Here is a 20858-nt window from a genome sequence, read left to right as displayed (position 1 = left end):
TCCTCTTCTCCCCCCGGGAGAAGGTTCCCTTCTCCCCAGACGAGGGTCCCCTTCGCCCCTAAGCGGGGAGAAGAAGAGTCACCCTCAATAGAGGAAGCCGATAACGTCGCGTACTTGGCGCATCGTCACCTCGGCGCGGGCCCTGGCGCGTTCGCCGCCCTTGCGCAGGATCGCGTCGATATGGCTGGTATCGTCCATCAGCCGGCGCATCTCGCCGGTGATCGGCGCCAGCACATGAATGGCGAGATCGACCAGCGCCGGCTTGAAGACGGAGAATTGCTGGCCGCCGAATTCGGCAAGCACGTCGGCCTTGGACTTGTCGGCCAATGCGGCATAGATCGCCACCAGATTGTCGGCTTCCGGCCGGCCCTGCAGCCCGTCCACCTCGCTCGGCAAGCCGTCCGGATCGGTCTTTGCCTTGCGGATCTTCTTCGAGATCGCGTCCTCGTCGTCCATCAGGTTGATGCGCGACAGGTCGGAAGGGTCGGATTTCGACATTTTCTTGGTGCCGTCGCGCAACGACATGACGCGCGGCGCCGGCCCGCCGATCAGCGGCTCGACCATCGGGAAATAGGCATGCACCGGCTCGTTGCCGACGGTGATGTCGACCCCATAACCGGTCCTGCCGATATGCTCGGCATAATCGAGGTTGAACTTCATCGCGATGTCGCGGGCAAGTTCCAGATGCTGCTTCTGATCCTCACCGACCGGCACATGGGTGGCGCGATAGACGAGAATGTCGGCGGCCATCAGGCTCGGATAGGCGTAAAGGCCGAGTGAGGCTTGCTCGCGGTCCTTGCCGGCCTTGTCCTTGAACTGCGTCATGCGGTTCATCCAGCCGATGCGGGCGACGCAGTTGAAGATCCAGGCAAGTTCGGCATGCTGCGGCACGGCCGACTGGTTGAAGACGATATGTTTTTCCGGATCGATGCCGGCGGCGATGAAGGCGGCGGCGATCGAGCGCGTCTGGCTCGGCATGTCCTCATGCACCAGCTGGGCGGTGAGCGCATGCATGTCGACGACGCAATAGATGCAGTCATTGCCTTCCTGCAGCGCCACGAAGCGGCGGATCGCGCCGAGATAATTGCCGAGATGCAGATTGCCGGTCGGCTGCACGCCGGAGAATACGAGTTTCTTGAATTCGCTCATGTCGTCCTCGATAGGCTGGTGGAGGGCCCACAGCTTTGGTTTGCTGCATGGCAACAGGGTTGTTCACCCATGTCGCCAACGCCGCGGCTTATGCACGGGCAACCGGTCGCAATCAAGGGGTTCAGGCCGTGGCATGCTGGATCAGATCGAAGCTGTTGCCGTAGGGATCGCAAAACACCGCGACCGTGCCGTAAACCTCATACCGCGGCTCTTCGAGAAAGCGCACACCGGCTGCCAGCATTGCGGCATGGTCGCGGGCGAAATCATCGGTCTTCAGGAAGAAGCCGACACGGCCGCCGGTCTGGTTGCCGATCGCCGCCCGCTGCGTCTCGTTTGCCGCCTGCGCCAGCAGAAAGGCGGCGCCCTCTCCCCCTTTGGGCCTCACCACCACCCAGCGCTTGCCCTCCGGTTGTTTCTCGTCCTGAAGGCAATCGAAAGCGAGGGCGTCGCAGTAGAAAGCCTTGGCGCGGTCGTAGTCGTCGACGACGAGGGTGACGAGGAAAAGCGACTGGATCGTCATGTCATATCTCCCGATTGAGATGTTTATTCCAATTTGGATCGGCAATATCCGTTGTTTTAAGCCAAAATGATCAAGTTGTTTACCCACAATTGAGTATAAAATTTCACAGAAAAGCTTTTATTGAACTGAAAATCCTCGATCGCGCAGGGGCGTGCGATGGCCGCCCTGTCAACCGCCCGGAGGGACCATGCAGAACGCCAGTTTGCTCGCCATGGCAGGCCTTTTCGCCCTACAATCCGCAACCGGCGCCGTCGGTCAAGACAGCAAGAGACCGGCCATCCATATTCCCAAGCAGGAGGCGCGCCTTGCCTACACGGTCCAGACCGTCAGCGTCCGTGCCGGCTGTTTTCCCGAGCGTCTTCGGGCGGTGCTGTCGCATATCGCCGCAAAAACCGGACGCCGGCCGATGATCACCTCCGGCCTCAGGCCGCATCCCCGCCGCCATGGATCCCTGCACGGCAAATGCCTGGCGGCCGATATCAGGATGCCGGGCCTCTCGGAGCGCACCATCATCGCAGCCGCCAGAAGCGCGCCGGGCATCGGCGGCATCGGCACTTATTGCAACGGCATCGTCCATGTCGACGTCGGGCCGCAGCGGCGATGGGTCGATTGCTGAAAAGTGCTGCCCGCCCTTGTCCAATGGTTGTCCGGTTCGTGGCCGGCGAAGACCCCTCCCCAACCCCTCCCCACAAGGGGGAGGGGCTAACCTAGCGCACTGTATAGCGCTAAGCAGCAACCTTTCTGCGGATGAAACAGTGAAATGGAACACGTCGGGCGCGGCATCTAAGTCCCTCCCTTTTGTGGGGAGGGGTTGGGGAGGGGTCTTGTGGCTCGACGGTTGGTGCCGGCATGCAAGGGGCCGGCACCGGCAATCGCCTAGTTTTGCGCGTCCTTCGCCGCCACCGGCTTGCGGTTCAGGTTGCGCCGGATCATGCCGAGATCGGCCCCGCCGATCAGGAAGGCGGCGGCGAAATAGACCAGCATGGCAATGGCAATCAGCAATCCGAGCGTGCCGATCTTGGTAAGAAGCGGCGCGCCGGAGGCAAGCGCGGGCGCAAAATGCTGCTTGAGGAACACGATCGCCCCGCCCATGACGGCTGCGGCGACGATCAGCAGGACGGTGCGTTTTGCCAGCGCCCATTCCCATGTCAGATGGCCACGGCGCAGAAGCGTGGTGAACAGCAGCATAGTGCTGATCCAGCCGGCGGTGGCTTCGGCAACGGCGATGCCGGGCGCGCCCATATAGGGAAAGAGGGTCAGCGCCGTGGCGCAGTTGGTCGCAACCGCGATCGCCGAAAAGCGCATCGGCGTCTTGGTGTCCTCACGGGCATAGAAGCCCGGCTGCAGCGCCTTGATCAGCACGAAGGCGGGCAGGCCGATGCCGTAGATCGCCAGGATCGAGCCGACGACGGCGGTGTTTTCCTGATGGAAGGCGCCGCGCTCATAGAGCACGCGGATGATCTCGTCGGAGAGGATCCACAGCGCGAAGGCGGCGGGGATCGTCAGGAACAGCACGAATTCGATCGAGCGGTTCTGCAGGTTTCCGGCCTCGCGCAGATGGCCGCCCTTCAGCGCCCGGGCAAGTTCCGGCAGCAGCACCACGCCGACGGCGACACCGACGACGCCGAGCGGCAGCTGATAGATGCGGTCGGCATATTGCAGCGCTGCGATCGCGCCGTCGCGCGACGAGGCGATCGCCTGGCCGATCAGCTGGTTGATCTGGGTGATGCCGCCGGTCACCGCCGCCGGCACCGCCAGGATCAGCAGCCGCTTGACGTTCGGCGTCATCTTCGGGAAGCGGAAACCGATGCTCATGCCGGCCGCCAGCACGCCGACATAGACGACGGCGAGCTGCAGGACGCCGGCGGCAAGCACGCCAAAGGAGAGATACCAGGCCGTCGCCAGCGGATCGGCGCCGGTATAGAGCGCATAAAACAGCGCCCCGATCATCACCACGTTGAGGAAAACCGGCGCGATGGCCGCGGCGAAAAAATGATGCAGCGAATTCAGCATGCCGCTCATCATCGCCGTCAGCGACATGCACATCAGATAGGGAAACATCACCGCCGCCATGCGGATGGTGATCGAGAATTTCTCGGGATCGTCGGCAAAGCCCGGCGCGATGACGAAGCGCACCAGGAGCGGCATCGCAAGCTCCATCACGATGGTGATGAGCAGCAGCACCGAAAACAGCACGCCGAACACTTCTTCGGAAAAGCGCTTGGCGCCATCCGTGCCGTTCGCCTCGATCTCCTTGGCAAAAAGCGGCACGAAGGCGGCGTTGAAGGCGCCTTCGGCAAACAGCCGGCGGAACAGGTTCGGAAAACGGAAGGCGGCATAGAAGACGTCGGCCATCGGTCCGGTGCCGAGTGCGGCGGCCATCAGCGTTTCGCGGGCGAAGCCGAAGATGCGGCTGCCGAGGGTGGCGCCGCCGACGGTCGCGAATTTCTTGACGAGACTCATGCGTATTGGCTCATGCGTGTGGGGCTCATGCGGGGGAATCGGCTTTCTTGTCGGCTGAAGGTGATGTCCGGGCGGTGGCGGCCGGCGCGATAATGCCGGAGGGCATGCGCTCGCGCAGTTCGTCTTCCTCTTCGGCCATGACGGCCTTCATCCGGGCGGTGATGTTGGCGCGCTTGCTGTCGCCGGATATTTTCTGTCCGACCAGATCGGTGACGTAGAAGGTGTCGATCACCTTCTCGCCGAAGGTGGTGATGCGGGCCGACTGGATGTCGAGCGACAGATCGGAGAGCACGGCGGTGATCTCCGACAGAAGTCCCGGCCGGTCGAGGCATTCGACCTCGATGACCGTGAACTTGTTCGACAGGCTGTTGGTGATGTTGACCGACGGCGGAATGACGAAGGCCTTGTTCTTCTTGCGGTTGCGCGCCCGCGTGGCGATCACCTCCGGCAGCCGCTTGCGGCCGGACAGCACGTCCTCAATCATCCGTCCGATCGTGCCGGCACGACGCAGTTCGTCGGCATCGTCGGAAAATTCGCGGCTGACATGGATCGTATCGAGCGCCCGGCCGTCCGACGTCGTGAAAATCTGCGCGTCGACGATGTTGGCGCCGGCGGCGGCACAAGCGCCGGCAATGACGGCGAGCAGGCGCGGGTGGTCGGGCGACAGCACGGTGATTTCGGTGATCGCGTGGAAACTGTCGGTGCGCACCGTCGTGGCGAGCGCCTGGCCTGCCTTGTCGGCCTGGCGGATGAAATGGGCGTGACGGATCTGGTCCTCAAGCGGCACGGAGAGCAGATAGGGCTGGTAATGCAGCTTGGTATAGGTGTTGCGGTCCTTCTGGCTCCAGTCGGAGAGCGCGCCGCGCAACGCCTCGGCGGCGGCGTTCGCCCGCTCCTTGCGCGAGACTTCCGAGAAACCGCCGGCCAGCAGCAGCTCGGTTTCATAATAGAGCGTGCGCAGAAGCTGGCCCTTCCAGCCGTTCCAGACGCCGGGGCCGACGGCGCGGATATCGCAGATCGTCAGGATCAGCAGCATCTTCAGCCGGTCGAGCGACTGCACCCGGTCGGCGAAATCGGTGATGGTCTTGCGGTCGGTGAGGTCGCGGGTCTGCGCGACCATCGACATGGTCAGATGTTCCTCGATCAACCAGACGACGATTTCCGTCTGCTTCTGCGACAGGCCGAAGCGGGCGCAGAGCTTGCGGGCGACGCGGGCGCCGGCGATCGAGTGATCCTCCAGCCGCCCCTTGGCAATATCGTGGAGAAGCACGGCGACGTAGAGCGCCTCGCGGTCCTCGATGTTCGCGATCAGCTTGTTCGCCAGCGGGTGCAGATCCTCGGACCGCGACTTGTCGATCTCGGAGAGCACGTCGACGGTGCGGATCAGATGTTCGTCGACCGTATAGTGGTGATACATGTTGAACTGCATCATCGCGACGATCTTGCCGAATTCGGGAATGAAGCGGCCAAGCACGCCGGCCTCGTTCATCCGCCGCAGGATCAGCGCCGGATCGCGCTTTGATGTCAGGATCGACATGAACAGGCGGTTGGCTTCGTCGTTTTCCCTGAGCCGGTTGTCGATCAGCGCCAGCGAACGGGTGACGCGTTTCAGCGCGTCCGGGTGGAATTCCAGCCCGTTGATGTCGGCGACGTGGAAGAGCCGGAGGATGCTGACAGGATCGCGCTTGAACACCTCCGCATCGGCAAGCGCGATGCGGCCGCGATCCTCGACGAATTCGACGCTGCCGGCGATCTTGCGGGTGCGATGGGTGAAACGGCTTATGACGCCGGTGAGGCCGGGGATCGACTTCGCCTGCTGGTCTTCGAGCGCGGCGCAGAGGATGCGGGTCAGATCACCGACATCCTTGGCGACAAGGAAATAGTGCTTCATGAAGCGCTCGACGGCCGATAGGCCCGGCCGGGTGTGATAGCCGAAGGCTTCGGCGATGTCGCGCTGGATGTCGAAGGACAGCCGCTCCTCGGCCTTGCCGGTGAGGAAGTGCATATGGCAGCGTACCGCCCAGAGGAAATCGTCGGCCTTTTCGAGCAGACGGTATTCGTGCTTCGACAGGACGCCGAGCTTGACCAGTTCCGCCTGGTCGCGCACGTGATAATAATATTTCGAGATCCAGAACAGCGTGTGCAGGTCGCGAAGCCCGCCCTTGCCTTCCTTGACGTTGGGCTCGACGAGATAACGTGTATCACCAGCCTTGCGGTGGCGCTCGTCGCGCTCGGCAAGCTTGGCGGCGATGAATTCAGGGCCGGTGCCGGTGACGATTTCCTTGTCGAAGCGGGTCTCGAGCTCGGTTTCCAGCCGCTCCAGGCCGCAGATGTAGCGCATCTCGAGGATGGCGGTGCGGATCGTCATGTCGGATTTCGAAAGCGCGATGCATTCCTCCACCGTGCGGGTGGCGTGGCCGACTTTGAAGCCCATGTCCCAGAGGACGTAGAGCATGAATTCGACCGCCTTGTGCGTCTCCTCAGTCGGCCGCGGCGGGAAGAGGAAGAGCAGGTCGATATCGGAGCCCGGCGCCAGCGTGTCGCGGCCGTAGCCGCCGACGGCGGTGACCGTGAACTTGTCCTTCTGCTGCGGAAAGATATGTGCGGTGGCGAAATTGTAGAGGACGGTGATGATCTGGTCCTGCAGCCAGGAAATCCGGTAGGCGCAATTCAGTCCGCCGCCATCGGCCATCAGCGCGGCCCGTGCCTTCTGCCGGCCTTCCGTGCTTGCCTTTTTCAGGACGGCGAGAAGGTCGGCGCGCAGCACGTCGGGCCGGTTGCGGTTGGCCTCGGCAACGGCGTCGCACTGCTTCTGCAAGAGTTCGACGTCGAGGATATGGGAAAGATCAAGCGCGCGCATCGCTGTCGCCGGGGCAGTTTCCTGTTCATGCCGGGCGGCCGGATCCCGGCTCGCCTCGTGTTTCGTCTGCATGCGCTATAACCCCTTTGTCAGGCGATCGACACGCGCCCTCATACTGCAAGAACCTTTAAATTTGGCGAAATGGTGTTGGTAAGCCGCGCGACAGCTTTCCCGAAAAACTCAGAGGGCGGCCCGCGCATTCAGCAAATGCAGCACCTGCCGTGTCTCTCTCATGATCTCCTCAAGCGACTGCCGGTCGCATTCGCGATAGCCGGCCTTGGCGATTGATGTGCCGAGTTCTGAGATCATAGCGCAACAGCGGGTGATTTTCAGCATGCCGATCGGCGACGTCCAGCCGCGCGCATTGCGGTCGGCGTCGGCGCGCCGCATCGTGTCGAGCATCGAGCAGATGAGCGACAGGCGCTCCGTTTCGCGAACCAGCTTTTCCATGAACATCGCGTGCCGCTACCCTATTTCAGCTTCTTCTTGAGGTCGTAAAGCGCGTCCATTGCCTCGCGCGGCGTCATGTCGTCAAGGCTCATCGCCTTCAGCGCCTCCTCGACCTTGGACGGCCCGCGGGCCGTGTCCTCGCGCCGCACCGCCACCTGGAAGAGCGGCAGGTCGTCGATCAGCTGGCTCGCCGGGTTCTTGCGGTCGGCGTCCTCCAGGCGGGTGAGCACATCGCGGGCCCGCGCCACCACCGAGGCCGGAAGCCCGGCAAGCCGGGCGACCTGGATACCGTAGGAGCGGTCGGCTGCACCCGGCCCGACCTCATGCAGGAAGATGACGTCGCCGTCCCATTCCTTGACGCGCATCGTGGCGTTCGATAGCCGGCCAAGCTTTTCCGACAGCACGGTCAGCTCGTGGAAATGCGTGGCGAACAGGCCGCGACAGCGATTGGCCTCATGCAGGTGCTCGACGGCGGCCCAGGCGATGGACAGGCCGTCGAAGGTGGCGGTGCCGCGGCCGATCTCGTCGAGAATGACGAGCGAACGGTCGCTCGCCTGGTTGAGGATCGCAGCCGTTTCGACCATCTCGACCATGAAGGTGGAGCGCCCGCGCGCCAGATCGTCGGAGGCGCCGACGCGCGAGAACAGCCGGTCGACGATGCCGATATGGGCCGAGGTCGCCGGCACGAAGGAGCCCATCTGCGCCAGGATTGAGATCAAAGCGTTCTGCCTGAGGAAGGTCGACTTGCCGCCCATGTTGGGGCCGGTCAGCAGCCAGATCGCGCCGTCCTTGTCGCCTGACTTCGGCGACAGATCGCAATGGTTGGCGACGAAGGGGCCGCCCGCCTGCCGCCGCAGCGCCTGCTCGACCACAGGATGACGGCCGCCCTCGATAGCAAACATCTTCGAGCCGTCGACCTGCGGCCGGCAATAGGCCTGCTCCTCGGCGAGCAGCGCCAGGCCCGCGGCAACATCGATGACCGCAAGCGCCCGGGCGCCGGATTTGATCGCCTCGGCCTCCGCAACCACGGCCGCCGTCATCCTCGCGAAGGCGGCGAGCTCGATCGTCAGCGCGCGGTCGGCGGCATTGGCGATACGGCTTTCGAGATCGGCAAGTTCGGTGGTGGTGAAGCGCATCGCGCTCGCCATCGTCTGGCGGTGGATGAAGCGGGCCTTGGCCTCAGCCGTGTCGGTCATCGGCGAGGCATTGCCGGCCGTGACCTCGATGAAATAGCCGAGGATGTTATTGTGCTTGATCTTCAGCGACCGGATGCCGGTCTCTTCGGCATATTGCAATTGCAGGCCGGCGATGACCCGGCGCGACTGGTCGCGCAGCGCCCGGACCTCGTCGAGCTCGGGGCTGGCGCCGTCGCGCAGGAAGCCGCCGTCTCGCTTCAACAGCGGCAATTCCTCGGCAAGCGTCTCGGCCAGCAGGCTTTCCAGCGCCGCGGGAAGCGCCTGCAGCCCGGACAGCGCCTGGCCAAGCTCTTCCGGCAGCATCGCGCTTTCCAGCGCAGCCGCAACGTCGCTCGCCGCCTGAAGGCCCTGGCGGATCGCCGAGAGATCGCGCGGGCCGCCGCGGTCGAGCGCCAGGCGCGACAGTGCCCGCGGCATGTCGGGCACATGTTTCAGCGTGTCGCGCAGCTTGCCGCAGAGCGACGGTTCGTCGATCAGAAAGCCGATCGAATCGAGCCGCGCATTGATGCGGGCGGGGTCGGTCAGCGGCGACATCAGCCGCTCGGCAAGCAGCCGCGCGCCGCCGCCGGTGACGGTGCGGTCGATCGCCTTCAAGAGTGAGCCGTTGCGGTCGCCCGACAGCGTGCGGGCCAGTTCCAGATTGGCGCGGGTGGCGGGATCGATGAACAGCGTCGACGCTGCACTTTCCCGCTCCGGCTTTCCAAGCGGCGGCCGCTCGGCGATCTGCGTCTTCTCGACATAGGCGACGGCCGCGGCCGCCGCCGCCAGCTCGGCGCGCGAGAAGCTGCCGAAGCCGTCGAGCGTCGCGACGCCGAAATAACGGGCGATCCGGCCTTCGGCGCTGGCGCTGTCGAAAAGCACGGAAGGCTGCGGCACCGCGGTGCGGCCGAGCACGTCGAAGACCGGTTTCAGTTCCGGATCGTGGAAGATCGTGTCGGGAAGGATGAGCTCGCGCGGATCGATGCGCAGAATATCGGCAAGCAGGCGCGAGGCTTCGGTCTCGGCCAGCCGGAAGACGCCGGTGGAAATATCGATCCAGGCAAGCGCCAGCAAGGGCTCGGCGCCACCGCGAATGCGGGTCAGCGCCATCAGATAGTTGGATTCCGAGGGCGAAAGCAGCTTTTCCTCGGTGATCGTGCCTGGCGTGACCAGGCGGACGACATCGCGCTTGACGACGGATTTGCCGCCGCGTTTTTTCGCTTCGGCCGGATCCTCGACCTGTTCGCAGACGGCGACGCGGAAACCGAGCGAGATCAGCTTCTGCAGATAATCGTCGGCCGCATGCACCGGCACACCGCACATCGGGATGTCCTGGCCCATGTGCTGGCCGCGCTTCGTCAGCGTGATGCCGAGCGCGCGCGAAGCCTCCAGCGCATCCTCGAAGAACAGCTCGTAGAAATCGCCCATGCGATAGAAGAGCAGCGAACCCGGATTGTTCGCCTTGATCTCGATATATTGCTCCATCATCGGCGTGGCCGAGGCACGGCTTTCCGCCGTGGCAAGCTCGGCAGCCGAAAAGGCGTCATTCCCTGTGTCTATTCGTGCGTTCACGGAGGTGCAGTTTTTCCCAAAAAAACAGGTGCCAACCCTATCCGCGCGCCGCTATAGATGACAACAGCATTTGAGGAAGAGCGAAGCGTCGCCCACAGGACGTTGGAGGATTTATGCCCGATATCGATAAGAAGGACCGGCCGGCGACATCAGTTACCGACCAGGAGGCGCTCGATTTTCACGCCACGGGCCGGCCCGGCAAACTGGAAGTCGTGCCGACCAAGCCGATGGCGACGCAGCGCGACCTGTCGCTTGCCTATTCGCCGGGTGTCGCCGTGCCCGTCAAGGCGATCGCCGCCGATCCGCAGACGGCCTATGATTACACGGCCCGCGGCAACATGGTCGCGGTCATTTCCAACGGCACGGCGATCCTCGGTCTCGGCAATCTCGGCGCACTCGCTTCCAAGCCGGTCATGGAAGGCAAGGCGGTGCTGTTCAAGCGTTTCGCCGACGTCGATTCCATCGACCTCGAGATCGATACCGAAAATGTCGACGAATTCATCAATTGCGTGCGCTTCCTCGGCCCCTCCTTCGGCGGCATCAACCTCGAGGATATCAAGGCGCCGGATTGTTTCGTCATCGAAAGCCGGTTGCGCGAGCTGATGGATATTCCCGTCTTCCACGACGACCAGCACGGAACGGCGATCATCGCCGCCGCCGGCCTGATCAATGCGCTGGAATTGACCGGCCGCGACCTGAAGACGACGAAGCTCGTCTGCAACGGCGCCGGTGCTGCGGCGATCGCCTGCATCGAGCTCATCAAGGCGATGGGTTTTGCGCCCGAGAACGTTATCCTCTGTGACACCAAGGGCGTCATCTACCAGGGCCGCACAGAGGGCATGAACCAGTGGAAATCGGCGCATGCGGCAAAGACCGACGCGCGCACGCTTGAGGAGGCGATGGAGGGCGCTGACGTCGTTTTCGGCCTGTCGCAGAAGGGCGCCTTCTCGGCCGAGATGATCCGCTCGATGGCGGATCGGCCGATCATCTTCGCCATGGCCAATCCCGATCCCGAGATCACCCCCGAGGAGGTGGCCCGCATCCGCGACGACGCCATCATGGCGACCGGCCGTTCGGATTACCCGAACCAGGTCAACAATGTCCTCGGCTTTCCCTATATTTTCCGCGGCGCTCTCGACGTCCGTGCTTCCACCATCAACGACGCGATGAAGATCGCCGCCGTCAAGGCGCTGGCAAACCTTGCCCGCGAGGATGTGCCGGATGACGTCGTTGCCGCCTATCAGGGCAACCGGCCGCGTTTCGGCTCGCAGTACATCATCCCGGTTCCTTTCGATCCGCGGCTGATCTCGGCGATCCCCGTCGCGGTCGCTGAAGCCGCGATCGAGACCGGCGTTGCCCGCAAGGTCATCACCGATATGGCCGGTTATGCCCGCGAGCTTTCGGCGCGCCGCGATCCGATCGCCTCGACGCTCGCCAGCCTCTATGAGCGGGTGCGCCGCCGCCCGAAGCGCATTGTCTTTGCCGAGGCCGAGGAAGAGCAGGTGCTGCGCGCCGCATTGTCCTACGCCAATCAGCAGCTCGGCACCGCCGTCCTGCTCGGCCGCGAGGACCTGATCCGGTCGACGGCCGAACGCGCCGGCATCGATCTCAACCGGCCGGGCCTGGAGATCGTCAATGCCCGTATTTCCACGCGGGTCGAGGCCTATATCGACTATCTCTATGCCAGGCTGCAGCGGCACGGTTACCTGCACCGCGACGTCCAGCGGCTGATTCACAACGACCGCAACCACTTCGCCGCAACCATGGTGGCGCTCGGAGATGCCGACGGCATGGTGACGGGCATCACCCGCAACTATTCCACGGCGCTGGAGGACGTGCGCCGCTGCATCGATGAAAAGCCTGGCCACCGCGTCATCGGCGTCTCGCTGGCGCTCTGCCGCGGCCGCACGGTCTTCGTGGCCGATACCGCCGTGCACGACATGCCGACGGCCGAGCAGCTTGCCGATATCGCCGAAGAGGCGGCCGGGCTCGCGCGGCGCATGGGTTATTCGCCGCGTGTCGCGCTGCTGGCCTATTCCACCTTTGGCCATCCCTCGGGCGAACGCTCCGAGCGGGTGCGCGAGGCGGTGAAGATCCTCGACAAGCGTCGCGTCGATTTCGAATATGATGGAGAGATGGCGGCCGACGTGGCCCTGAACCGCAAGGTGATGGAGCAATATCCCTTCTGCCGCCTTTCCGGTCCCGCCAACGTGCTTGTCATGCCGGCCTTCCACTCGGCCTCGATCTCGACCAAGATGCTGCAGGAGCTCGGCGGCTCCACCGTGATCGGCCCGATCCTCGTCGGCCTCGACAAGCCGGTGCAGATCACCTCGATGGGCGCCAAGGACAGCGACATCGTCAATATGGCGGCGATCGCCGCTTATGGCGCGGGTTCGTAAACTCGCTCTGCCTCCCATATGAGACGGCATTTCCGTGCCCGGTCGACAACACGTCGGCCGGGCACAGCTTTTGTGGCTTACGCACCGAGGCCCTGGTTGAAAGGGTTTATCTAATAAGTCATACTTTTGATGCAAAGCGCGGGGCATAATTTAATTTCATCAGCCGTTTGGGTTCCCATGCCGGAAAATGCATCCTCCAATTTCATCGCCCGATTTCAGGGGGCAACTTTCGACGATATGGTCGAGGCTCTGACCAAGGGGTTCGGTTCGTTCGACGCATGGCGCAATGGCCGAGAGAAACCACTCGACTGGAAGGTCGGGTTTTGGGGCGATGAGCGGTTGTCGCTGGTCAGCAACCAGGATTCCGGCGGCTGGGGTGCACGAACGGCAGATGGAACGCCGGAAACTCTGGCAATCATCGTTCCGCGCACGGGTGCTCTCGACGTAGGATTTGGTCGGACCGTGGCCGAAGCGACACCCGGGCGGCTGTTGGTGACGAACAATCTTGAACCGGAACGGGTTTCCGTGAGGGCAGCGCCGCACCGGTCGGACACACTCAGCCTGAGCTGGTCGATCATCGCTCAGACCGTCGCTGCCGTATTGGAGACCCCGCTGACCGGGGCAATGGATCTGGCGCCGGTCATTGATCGTTCCACGGCGGCGGGACAGTTGATCGGCGGCCTCGCCCAAACGATGATCATCGGCATGCGCAACAACGGGCCGCTACTCCAATCGCCAATTGCCATGTCGAACCTGATCCAGGCCTTTGCCGATCTGGTGGTGCGCCTGGTTCCGCATCGGCTCTCGCATCTCCTCGACAAGAAAATCCATCTGATCGCACCGCGGCACGTCCGTCGCGCCATTGAATTCATGCATGCAAACATCGCGCAGCCGTTGACAATGCAGAGTGTCGCGGAGGCGGCGGGCATTTCCATTCGCGCTCTCGAAGTCGGTTTTCGTGCCTTCAAGGGAGCCACACCCTCTGCCTACCTCAGGACGATCCGCCTGCAAGCGGTCCGAGAGGATCTGCGCGATCCTTCCAACCGGCAGTCGTTGCGGGACATCTGTTTGAAGTGGGGATTCTTTCACCTTGGCCGTTTTGCGGCCACCTATCGGGCGGCGTATGGAGAGAACCCGTCAGATACGAGAAGGCGGTTCGGTATGTGAGGGCACGCCATCGCAGAGCCTACAGCGCGCGTCTTTTGCTGTAGGCTTTCACAAGCAGACGGCTCTAGCTCGAGAAGCGGCCGGCGTCGGCGCCATAATAATTCAGGTAGCGGTCGGAAATGCTGGAGATCGGCAGCACGATCAGCACGTCGGTCGTGTTGAAGGCATGATCGATGACGGCGCTGGAGCCGACCATCGCGCCGAGGCGCATATAACCCTTGATCAGCGGCGGCAGCGCCATCAGCGCCCGCTTCGGGTTGACGGCCTCGACCGGCATCAGGTCCATGTTGCGGGCGAGATGCGGCAATGCGTCGACGGCCCATTCGTTCTTCGCCAGCACATTGTGGTAGAGGAAGGACAGCGCCAGCGCATGGCTCTCCAGATAGACGCCGGGGAAAGAGGCGCAGCCGAACATGGCGCTGACGCCGTGCTTCAGCGCATAGGCCCAGTTGCCCTGCCAGAGAAGCTCGACGGTGCGCTTGGTGCGGTATTCCGGCAGCACGCAGGAACGGCCAAGCTCCATGAAGCGCTTGTCCGGATGTTTGGCAAGGAGGCCGTCGATCTCGAATTCGGAAGCCGAGTAAAAACCGCCATTGGCCATGGCGATATCCTGGCGCAGCAGCCGGTACGTGCCGACGATCTGGTCTTCCGGGTCACCCTCGATCGTGCGGTCGAGAACGAGAAGATGGTCGCAGACAGCGTCATAGGCGTCGACATCGCGCTGGCGGCGCATGGCATCCTGCGGCAGTTGCGCCTTCATTTCGTCGACGAAGACGCGGTAGCGCACCGCCTGGGCGGCATCGATCTCGCGCGCCGTGCGGGCCAGGCGGGTTTCCAGATTGCCGATGCGGCCGAGGATATCGCCGTCCTTCTGCGCAGCCGCCGTCGAAGGCGGTGCAGCCTCGGCAGTGGTGTCACGATTCAGGATGTCGATGGCGGACATGGCGATTCTCCCGTTGCCGGCTTATCGACGCCATAAAACACTTCTCTGCGACAGGAAAGTGACATATTGGATTTCACGGCGCAAGACGCATGCCGGCCCCGCGGCACGTTACCGCGCCTCTGCCCGGCGGGCGGAAAGTGCGGCGACCGCCTGAACTTCGGTCAGCAGCCGCACCGGGTCGACCGGCTTGACCATGACCCGGTTGGCGCCGTTCAGCAAGACCTGGCGGCGCGATTCGTCGCTCTTGTCGGCGGTAAGCACGATCACCGGCACCGGGGCGAGATCGAGCCGCCTTTCGTGGCCGCGCAGGCGTCCGAGCATATCGATGCCGTTGCCGCCGGGCATCGACAGGTCGCTGATGATGATATCGGGCCGGGCATTCGCCTCGCAAAGGGCGCAATCGAGCAGCGCCTCGAAATCCTCGACATGGCGCACCTTATGCCCGCCCTTCTCCAGCACGACGCGCACCAGCATGGCATTGATCGGATCGTCCTCGCCAAGCAGGATGTTGAGCCCGCTGGCGGCCACCATCGTCTCGGCCGTCGAAAGGCCGAAGCCCGGCTGGTTGTCGTTCAGCGCGTCGCGCTTCTCCATGCCGCGCATGCGCCCGCGCAGCACGTCGATCAGCGATTGTTCGCGCAGCGGCCGGATGAGCCAGGCATCGAAGAGGTCGAGCGGATGGGCGCTGCGCTCCTCCGGATTGACGAGCAGGACCTTGCGCAGGCCAAGGGCGGCGATTTCGGCGCGATCGGCAAGATGGGCGGAAAATTCGGCCGACATGCGATGGTCGATGATGATATCGGTCGGCCGCTTTCCGCTGTTTGCCAAGCCAAGCAGCGTTGCCCGCGCGCTCTCGCCGTCGGCGACGAGATGGCAGAGGCCGCCAAGCGCGGTAATCGTCTCGGCGACGGCGGTGCGCGCCGCACCCGCCGGCGCCAGGAGCACGACGCTGTTGCCGGCAAGCAGCGTATTGCGCCTGTCGGGGCGCTCGCTGCCGATATCGACCGGGAAGCGGATGGTGAATTCGCTGCCTCTGCCCTTTTCGCTGGCAACCGTCAGCGCGCCGTTGAATTCGCGCATGATGCGGGCGGAGATGGCAAGGCCGAGCCCGGTGCCGCTGCTCTTGTCGGCGACGGTCCCGCCCTGCTCGAACTCGCCGAAGACCCGCGCCTGCTCCTCCGCCGTCATGCCGGGACCGCTATCGGTGACGGTGATCGACAGGTCGTCGGCGTCGAGCGACACGCGAATGAAGACGCCGCCGGCCTGGGTGAACTTCACGGCATTGCCGATGACGTTGAACAGAACCTGGCGCAGCCGCGCCGGGTCGAAGCTCATATTCTCCGGCACGTCTGAAGACACCGTGGCGCCGATCTCAATGCCTTTTTCATGCGCCCGGTGGGCGAGCATCTCGACGACGCTTTCGAGCAGCTTGCGCAGCGATTCCGAGCGCGGGTGCAGCGCGAAGCGGCCGACCTCGATGGTGGAGAAATCGAGCAGATCTTCGACAAGCTGCGTCAGCGCGTGGCCGGACTGGCGGATATTGGCGAGATAGTCCTGCTGCTCCTGCGTCAGCCGCGTCTCGGCGAGCAGATGCGTCATGCCGAGCAGGCCGGAAAGCGGCGTGCGCACCTCGTGGCTGACGGTGGCAAGCAGCCGCGATTTGGCGGCGCTGTTATATTCCGCCTTCTGGCGGGCCTCTTCGCGGCCCTGTGCGATCAGCCGCTCGTCGGTCACATCACGCGCCACGCTCTGCAGCAGCAGGCGGCCGTTTGCCGGGTCACGAGTGACGACGTCGCGCCAGAGAAAGATGCGCTGGCCGTCCGGCGTCGAGATCTCGACGTCGAAGCAGTGCGGGATCGGGCCGGGGCGGAAGGCAAGCCCGATCTCCTCGCAGCTCCGCCCCTCCGGACGCAGCCGCCCGGTCAGGCGGCGAAACGTGTCGTTGGCGGAAATGATGCGCCGGTCCATGCTGCGGCTGACGGTGATGTCGCCGAGCACGTCGTGCACGTCGGCGAACAGCTTGGCGCCATCGTTCCAATCCGGCAGGGATTTGCCGCCGCGCGGGGGCTTGCGCCGCCGCACCATCAGGACGACATAGCTGGCGATGACGGCAAGGCCGAGAACGACAAGACCGCCCGAAAGCAGCAGAGCATCGCCGGCATGGGCAAGCAGCGTCAGGATCATCGCGGCAAGCAGGCCGGCGCCGCCAAGCCAGCAGACCAGCAGGCGGCGTGTTGTTGCAGGCCCGATCTTGCCGTCATCGGCTGCCTCAAGCGCCGATGCGACCGGCCGCGAGAAGGACCCCGCCATCCGCTCTTCATGCGGCTTGGCGGCGGGTCCGCCGAAGGCGGCGGACAATCTTTCCTGCAACTGTCCCAGATTGTGCATGCTATCTGGCTAACATGAGGCCTCTTCCGAATGCCTTCAGGAATTCGATAAGATTTTAGTGGCTGGCCGTTTTCGGCAGCATCAGCTCGTCGAGAATGACGCAGGCCGCGCCGATAGTGATGAAACTGTCGGCGAGATTGAAGACCGCGAAGGACCAGCTTTCGGTGTGGAAAAGAATGTAATCGATCACATGGCCATAGGCGAAGCGATCGACGAGATTGCCGATCGCGCCGGCGATGATCAGCGCATAACCGAGATGGGCGAGCCAGCGGTCCTTCGCCGTGCGGTACCACAGCCAGATGACGAAGGCGACGATGACGAGCCGCATGCCGACGATGAACCAGCCATCCATGCCCTCCAGCATCGAAAAGGCGACGCCGAGATTGTAGGTGCGGTAGAGCGCCAGCATCGGAATAACCGGCACGGCCTCCTGCAGCGGCAGGTAATGATCGACAGCGATCTTGACGACCTGATCGATGAGCACGGCGACGACGATGAAGAAGAGGATCGGCGCCGGCCTCGAAAACAGTGCGGGGCGGGCAAAAGTCTGTTCGGTCATTTGCCCTCGGCAAGTAAGAGGAGATGGCGGCGCGCCTCGAAAAGCATGACGGCGGTGGCGACGGCAAGGTTCAAAGAATCGGCGCGGCCCTGCTGCGGAATGCGGGCAAGCGCGTCGGCTTGCCCGGCCAGTTGGTCCGGCAGGCCGGATTGCTCGTTGCCCATCAGCAGCACGACGGGCTTCTTCCGGTAGTCGATGGTGCGGTAATCGACCGCGCCGGCAAGATGCGTCGCGACCACGCAAACGCCGGCCGATTTCCGCCAGGCGATGAATTCCTCCGGCGTCGCCCGTGCGACCGGAACGGCAAAGACCGAGCCCATGGTGGCCCGCACCGTTTCGAGCGAGAAGGGATCGGTCGTCTCTCCGATCAGAATGATGCCGGACGCGCCGGCCGCATCCGCTGTGCGGATGATGGTGCCGAGATTGCCGGGATCGCGCACCCGATCGAGCGCCACCCAGGTCTCGCCCTCTCTGGGCCGGATGTCCTTGAGCGGCTTCCAGCGCTGTTCGAAAATGCCGACGACCATCTGCGGATTGTCGCGGCGGGTGATCGAGGCGATCACCTTTTCGCTGACTTCGAGCACCAGCCCGCCGGAAGCGACGGTCCTTGCCGCCATCTGCTCGACCAGCGGCTTGCCCTTGGCGGCCTTGGCATAGACCAGCGTGCGGATCGTCCAGCCGAGTTCGATCGCATCGATGACGAGCTTCAGTCCCTCGGCCAGGAAAGTCCCGCTCTCCTCGCGCGACTTCTTGTTCGTCAGCGCCTTGATGTCTTTGATGATGGGATTGGCAAGCGAGGTGACTTCCTTCACCTGTCCGACCCTGCGCGGTCCCTGATCGTGGAAGTCCTTGCTCATTTCGGCACCCAGCGGGAAAAGAGGGAAGTGGAAAGCGCCCGGCCCTGCGTCTTGCCGTCGAGGCCGGCTTCGCGGATGACCAGCTCGCCGGATTCGACCGCGCCGCCGGCGCCCCGCATCGTCTCGCGCATCAGCTCGTGGATCGAATAGAAGCTGGCGCGGATCGAATAGGCCGTCAGCACCAGGCCCACCGCCTTCGGCGACAGGATCTCGCGGCAGACATCGAGCATCAAGGGCAGATGCTCGAAGAGGTGCCAGACCTCGCCGTTCGGGCCGCGGCCGAATTTCGGTGGATCGGTGAGGATGATGTCGTACTGGCTGCCGCGGCGTTCCTCGCGCAGGATGAATTTCATCGCATCCTCGCAGATCCAGCGGATCGGCAGTTTCTCCATGCGCCCGAGCGCCTGGTTTTCCCGCGCCCAGCCGATCGCCTTCTTCGAGGCGTCGACATGGGTGACTTCGGCGCCGGCCGCGGCGGCAACCAGCGAGGCGACGCCGGTATAGCCGAAAAGGTTCAGCACCTTCAGCGGCCGGCCGGCCTTTTCGACCTGCTCCTTCATCCAGCTCCAGTGCACGATCTGCTCCGGGAAGACGCCGACATGACGGAAGGAGGTGAAACGGCCGTGGAAATCGACGCCGAGCAGGTTCAGTGGCCAGGTCTCGCCGAGCGCCGCCTTCGGGAAGCGCCAGCGGCCGCTGCCTTCCTCGTCGGTGTCGCCGGTGAAGACGGCATCGACCTTTTCCCAGACATGGGCCGGCAGCGAAGGCCGCCACAGCGCTTGGGCCTCGGGACGGATGATGCGGTAAGGCCCGTATTGTTCCAGCTTTTCGCCGTTGCCGCTGTCGATCAGGTGGAAGTCGCCGGCCCCGAGCGATTCGAGGATCACGGGCACGCGCTCGGTCGGACGCTCGCCGCTGCGCGTCGTCAGCGGCCGTTCGGCGGCGGCGGGCACGGCAGCTTCGCGCACCGTCTCACGGGCTGCCGCGGGCCGTGCGGCCGGCTTTGGCGGCCGGCCGGCCCGATCGTCCCTGCGGCTTTCACCGGAAGGACCTGATGTCTTCTTCTGGCCCGGCCGGCGTTCTTTCTGTTTCAACGTGCTCTTCCGCGTCTCTGTCGGGCACAGCGCCCTTTGATTTATGCAGTAGCCCAGAAAAGCGTGCCGGATCAACTGCGCGCCGGCGCGGTATGTATTTCAAGCCTCGGATGTCCGCCGGCGAAGCCAGCTTTCTGCCGCATAAAGGGCCGCGACATGCATCGACTGCATGACGACCGCGCCGGACTGCAGGTCGCCAAGGATGGCGGCAAGATCCGCAAACAGCAGCTCGATCTTCTCGCCGGGGTCGAAACGCGGTTCGCCGGCCCGGCTGAGGCCGAGCGCCAGCCAGCTCGTCACCGCGTTGCTGTGGCTTGCGGCATTCGGATAGGAGGTCAGCAGCTTGACGAAGGTCGAGGCTTCATAGCCGGTCTCCTCGTGGAGTTCGCGCCGGGCTGCTGTCATCGCCGCATCGCCGCTCCCGCTGTCGCCGCGCTCGATGCCGCCGGCGACGAGACCGTGGATGATCTCGCCGCGGCCGTGCCGGTATTCCCGCGTCAGCAGCACGCGCCCGTCGGGCATCACCGGCACGACGTTGATCCAGTCGGGATAGTCGAGCACATGGAAGGGCGCGACGACAATTCCGTCGGCGGTGACGCAATCATCGCTTCGCAGCCGGATCCAGCGGTCCTCATAGGTGATGCGGCTTGCCGTCACGCTCCAGGGCTTCAATTCGTCACTCATCGCCTGTTCCTTGCTCCGCAACGAGCGGGATAACATTCCTCTCTAACTGGCAAAAGCCTTTCCCGCTGGGATAAGATGAACGAATCGGAGATGGGGCTGTCGAATGGATTTCACCGGCGAAGAACGCATCGCCGCGCCGCGGGATGTCGTCTGGGCAGCGCTCAACGATCCCGAGATCATGCGCGGCTGCATTCCGGGCTGCCAGAGCATCGAGCGGCTGTCGCCTGACATGTTCGAGGCGACGATCAAGGTCAAGTTCAGCCTGCTGTCGGCGACCTTCCATGGGCTGTTGACGCTTTCCAATGTCGATGCGCCGAAAAGCTACACGCTGTCGGCCGAAGGCAAGGGTGGTCTTGCCGGCTTTGCCAAGGGCAGCGCCGACATCGTGCTCGAGCAAAACGGCGCCGAGACCATCCTGCATTATCGGGCCAAAGCCGAACTCGGCGGCAGGCTTGCCCAACTCGGCGCACGCCTGCTCGATTCGACCTCGCAGAGGCTCGCCGAAGGGTTCTTTTCGGATTTCAATGCCGCCGTCGTCGCGAAGATGGCGGCCGGCTGATCCCGGCCCGGCACCACGT

The 20858-nt window shown here is 63.9% G+C and carries 16 protein-coding genes; 4 read left to right on the top strand and 12 right to left on the bottom strand.

The features are described from left to right. Positions 1-84 precede the first annotated feature (84 nt). Entirely contained in the window at positions 85-1149 is a 1065-nt protein-coding gene (gene trpS / locus AF337_RS01240) for a tryptophan--tRNA ligase (protein ID WP_049730697.1), read from the bottom strand. Positions 1150-1270: 121 nt separating this feature from the next. Beyond that, a complete protein-coding gene (locus AF337_RS01235; protein ID WP_049730696.1) occupies positions 1271-1669 on the bottom strand; it encodes a VOC family protein in 399 nt (132 codons plus the stop codon). Between the two features lie 187 nt (positions 1670-1856). Between AF337_RS01235 and AF337_RS01230 the strand changes: the two genes are divergently transcribed. After that, positions 1857-2285, top strand: coding sequence for a YcbK family protein (locus AF337_RS01230; RefSeq protein WP_049730695.1), 429 nt, complete (start codon positions 1857-1859; stop codon positions 2283-2285). Between the two features lie 260 nt (positions 2286-2545). On the opposite strand, the gene murJ is transcribed toward AF337_RS01230, so the two are convergent. The 4 genes from murJ to mutS all read right to left on the bottom strand — a co-directional run bounded on the left by murJ (position 2546) and on the right by mutS (position 10189). Continuing rightward, positions 2546-4132 carry a murein biosynthesis integral membrane protein MurJ gene (murJ, locus tag AF337_RS01225; RefSeq protein WP_049730694.1) on the bottom strand — a complete coding sequence of 529 codons (1587 nt, stop codon included), beginning with the start codon at positions 4130-4132 and terminating at the stop codon, positions 2546-2548. Positions 4133-4157: 25 nt separating this feature from the next. Next, entirely contained in the window at positions 4158-7064 is a 2907-nt protein-coding gene (locus AF337_RS01220; RefSeq protein WP_049730693.1) for a [protein-PII] uridylyltransferase, read from the bottom strand. Between the two features lie 108 nt (positions 7065-7172). Further along, on the bottom strand, positions 7173-7448 hold the full coding sequence (locus AF337_RS01215) for a hypothetical protein (RefSeq protein WP_007633762.1): 276 nt from the start codon (positions 7446-7448) through the stop codon (positions 7173-7175). Positions 7449-7462: 14 nt separating this feature from the next. Continuing rightward, complete coding sequence (gene mutS / locus AF337_RS01210; RefSeq protein ID WP_049730692.1) at positions 7463-10189, bottom strand: DNA mismatch repair protein MutS; 2727 nt, start codon at positions 10187-10189, stop codon at positions 7463-7465. A gap of 113 nt (positions 10190-10302) precedes the next feature. On the opposite strand from mutS, the gene AF337_RS01205 reads away from it, so the two are divergent. Together AF337_RS01205 and AF337_RS01200 are read left to right on the top strand one after the other, a co-directional pair. Next, the gene (locus AF337_RS01205) at positions 10303-12588 is read left to right on the top strand and encodes an NADP-dependent malic enzyme (RefSeq protein WP_049730691.1); all 2286 of its coding nucleotides are present in this window, start codon (positions 10303-10305) and stop codon (positions 12586-12588) included. A gap of 177 nt (positions 12589-12765) precedes the next feature. Then, positions 12766-13755, top strand: a complete 990-nt coding sequence (locus AF337_RS01200) for a helix-turn-helix transcriptional regulator (protein WP_049730690.1) — start codon at positions 12766-12768, stop codon at positions 13753-13755. Positions 13756-13819: 64 nt separating this feature from the next. On the opposite strand, the gene olsB is transcribed toward AF337_RS01200, so the two are convergent. From olsB to AF337_RS01170, 6 genes are all read right to left on the bottom strand, one after another. After that, positions 13820-14698: a l-ornithine N(alpha)-acyltransferase gene (gene olsB, locus AF337_RS01195; protein WP_049730689.1), complete on the bottom strand. Its 879-nt coding sequence runs from the start codon at positions 14696-14698 to the stop codon at positions 13820-13822. Between the two features lie 108 nt (positions 14699-14806). Continuing rightward, complete coding sequence (locus AF337_RS01190) at positions 14807-17086, bottom strand: PAS domain-containing hybrid sensor histidine kinase/response regulator (RefSeq protein ID WP_049730688.1); 2280 nt, start codon at positions 17084-17086, stop codon at positions 14807-14809. Between the two features lie 55 nt (positions 17087-17141). Next, a complete protein-coding gene (gene lspA / locus AF337_RS01185; RefSeq protein ID WP_049730687.1) occupies positions 17142-17645 on the bottom strand; it encodes a signal peptidase II in 504 nt (167 codons plus the stop codon). Continuing rightward, positions 17642-18502 carry a TrmH family RNA methyltransferase gene (locus AF337_RS01180; RefSeq protein WP_049730686.1) on the bottom strand — a complete coding sequence of 287 codons (861 nt, stop codon included), beginning with the start codon at positions 18500-18502 and terminating at the stop codon, positions 17642-17644. Before AF337_RS01180 ends, lspA begins: the two co-directional genes overlap by 4 nt. After that, the gene (locus AF337_RS01175) at positions 18499-19596 is read right to left on the bottom strand and encodes a class I SAM-dependent methyltransferase (protein WP_049730685.1); all 1098 of its coding nucleotides are present in this window, start codon (positions 19594-19596) and stop codon (positions 18499-18501) included. The genes AF337_RS01180 and AF337_RS01175 overlap by 4 nt, the downstream gene beginning before the upstream one ends. Positions 19597-19695: 99 nt before the next feature. Beyond that, on the bottom strand, positions 19696-20316 hold the full coding sequence (locus AF337_RS01170; protein WP_049730684.1) for an NUDIX hydrolase: 621 nt from the start codon (positions 20314-20316) through the stop codon (positions 19696-19698). 67 nt (positions 20317-20383) lie between these two features. Here AF337_RS01170 and AF337_RS01165 point away from each other — a divergent pair, with 67 nt between their 5' ends. Continuing rightward, positions 20384-20839, top strand: coding sequence for an SRPBCC family protein (locus AF337_RS01165; protein WP_049730683.1), 456 nt, complete (start codon positions 20384-20386; stop codon positions 20837-20839). Positions 20840-20858 lie beyond the last annotated feature (19 nt).

This window comes from Rhizobium ecuadorense (assembly GCF_001187535.1).
GTDB lineage: Bacteria > Pseudomonadota > Alphaproteobacteria > Rhizobiales > Rhizobiaceae > Rhizobium > Rhizobium ecuadorense.
This window is presented reverse-complemented; position numbering and strand designations above follow the sequence as displayed.

Excerpts from the sequence above, each read along its gene's own strand:
- trpS (WP_049730697.1), bottom strand. The coding sequence starts at position 1,149 with ATGAGCGAATTCAAGAAACTCGTATTCTCCGGCGTGCAGCCGACCGGC.
- AF337_RS01235 (WP_049730696.1), bottom strand. The coding sequence starts at position 1,669 with ATGACGATCCAGTCGCTTTTCCTCGTCACCCTCGTCGTCGACGACTAC.
- AF337_RS01230 (WP_049730695.1), top strand. The coding sequence starts at position 1,857 with ATGCAGAACGCCAGTTTGCTCGCCATGGCAGGCCTTTTCGCCCTACAA.
- murJ (WP_049730694.1), bottom strand. The coding sequence starts at position 4,132 with ATGAGTCTCGTCAAGAAATTCGCGACCGTCGGCGGCGCCACCCTCGGC.
- AF337_RS01220 (WP_049730693.1), bottom strand. The coding sequence starts at position 7,064 with ATGCAGACGAAACACGAGGCGAGCCGGGATCCGGCCGCCCGGCATGAA.
- AF337_RS01215 (WP_007633762.1), bottom strand. The coding sequence starts at position 7,448 with ATGTTCATGGAAAAGCTGGTTCGCGAAACGGAGCGCCTGTCGCTCATC.
- AF337_RS01205 (WP_049730691.1), top strand. The coding sequence starts at position 10,303 with ATGCCCGATATCGATAAGAAGGACCGGCCGGCGACATCAGTTACCGAC.
- AF337_RS01200 (WP_049730690.1), top strand. The coding sequence starts at position 12,766 with ATGCCGGAAAATGCATCCTCCAATTTCATCGCCCGATTTCAGGGGGCA.
- olsB (WP_049730689.1), bottom strand. The coding sequence starts at position 14,698 with ATGTCCGCCATCGACATCCTGAATCGTGACACCACTGCCGAGGCTGCA.
- AF337_RS01190 (WP_049730688.1), bottom strand. The coding sequence starts at position 17,086 with ATGCACAATCTGGGACAGTTGCAGGAAAGATTGTCCGCCGCCTTCGGC.
- lspA (WP_049730687.1), bottom strand. The coding sequence starts at position 17,645 with ATGACCGAACAGACTTTTGCCCGCCCCGCACTGTTTTCGAGGCCGGCG.
- AF337_RS01180 (WP_049730686.1), bottom strand. The coding sequence starts at position 18,502 with ATGAGCAAGGACTTCCACGATCAGGGACCGCGCAGGGTCGGACAGGTG.
- AF337_RS01170 (WP_049730684.1), bottom strand. The coding sequence starts at position 20,316 with ATGTTATCCCGCTCGTTGCGGAGCAAGGAACAGGCGATGAGTGACGAA.
- AF337_RS01165 (WP_049730683.1), top strand. The coding sequence starts at position 20,384 with ATGGATTTCACCGGCGAAGAACGCATCGCCGCGCCGCGGGATGTCGTC.